We start from the raw sequence: 1,482 nt of genomic DNA on the forward strand, positions 1-1,482 counted from the left end.
GCCGCGCCAAACGCAGGCCAAGAGCCCTGCTCGGGAAACGGATAAGCGAAAAAGACATGGCAGGCGTTGAACAGATCACGGTGGAGGCCGGCGAGGCGGGCATGCGACTCGATCGCTGGTTCAAGACCCATTTCCCGGGTCTTGGCTTCGGCCATCTGCAGAAGCTGCTGCGCTCCGGCCAGATCCGCGTCGATGGCGGTCGGGTCAAGGCCGACACCCGTGTCGAGCCGGGCCAGATGGTGCGTGTGCCGCCGCTCGAGGTGGACAAGAAGGGCGAGAGCGCGCTCACAGGCCACTCGATCCGCAACCAGGGTGACGCCGATGTGCTCGCCAAGATGCTGATCCATGAGGATCCGAAGGTCTTCGTCTTCAACAAGCCGGCGGGCCTCGCCGTTCAGGGCGGCTCCGGCGTCACGCGCAATGTCGACGACATGCTGGAAGCCTGGCGCAACCAGAAGGGCGAGAAGCCGCGGCTGGTGCATCGGCTCGACCGCGATACGTCGGGCGTGCTGGTCGTCGCCCGTACCAGGCTGGCCGCCATGAAGCTCTCCGAGGCGTTCCGGGCACGGGAAACCAAGAAGACCTACTGGGCGCTGGTCAAGGGCGTGCCGCCCAAGCGCGAGGACAAGATCTCGACCTGGCTGATCAAGGAGGCGACGCCGGACGGCGACCGCGTGCGCATCGCCGCGCATGGCGAAAAGGGCGCCGACCACGCCGTGTCCTATTACCGCATCATCGAGCAGGCGGCGCAGACCATGACCTGGCTGGAGATGGAGCCTCATACGGGCCGCACGCACCAGCTCCGCGTCCACGCCGCCTATATCGGCTGTCCGATCATCGGCGACCCGAAATACTTCGAAGCCGACACCAACTGGGATTTTCCCGGCGGCATTCAAAACCGCCTGCACCTGCACGCGCGCCGCATCATTATTCCGCACCCGGACAAGGGCGTCATCGATGTCACCGCGCCGATGCCGCCGCACATGCGCCAAAGCTGGAACCTGATCGGCTTCGACGACGCCAGCGCGGAGGATTGACCGTGAGCGGCGCCACCGACGCGCTTGATCGGCGCGACGCTGTCGACATGGCCGCCGCCGCCATCATGGTCGGCCTGACCTTTTCCTGGGGGCTGAACTACGTCGCCGCCAAAATCTCCTATGCCGGCTACGACCCCGTCTTCCTGTCGATCGCGCGTTCGGTCATCGGTGGTTTCTGCGTTTTCCTCTGGTGCCGCTGGCGCGGCATCGCGCTGTTCACCAGGGATGGGACATTGCTGGCCGGCATCGCGGTCGGCGTGCTTTTTGGCGTCGAGTTCCTTTGCCTCTATATCGGCCTGGAGCATACGACCGTTGCCCGTAACACGCTGCTGGTCAACTCGATGCCGTTCTGGATGCTGATCGGCGGCCACTTCCTGCTCGGCGAACGGATCACCACGCGCAAGTTCCTTGGCCTGCTGTTGGCCTTTGCGGGTCTCGCCCCCGT

At 65.0% G+C, this 1,482-nt stretch carries 2 protein-coding genes; both read left to right on the forward strand.

Translation table 11 applies throughout. The features are described 5' to 3' along the window. Window positions 1-56: 56 nt before the first annotated feature. Window positions 57-1,037: an RluA family pseudouridine synthase gene (locus tag EOA36_RS35260; RefSeq protein ID WP_127281219.1), complete on the forward strand. Its 981-nt coding sequence runs from the start codon at window positions 57-59 to the stop codon at window positions 1,035-1,037. 47 nt (window positions 1,038-1,084) lie between these two features. Further along, the coding region (locus EOA36_RS35265; RefSeq protein WP_189553540.1) for a DMT family transporter at window positions 1,085-1,482 on the forward strand (398 nt) is incomplete at its 3' end.

Source organism: Mesorhizobium sp. M8A.F.Ca.ET.021.01.1.1, assembly GCF_003998025.1.
Classification (GTDB): Bacteria; Pseudomonadota; Alphaproteobacteria; order Rhizobiales; family Rhizobiaceae; genus Mesorhizobium.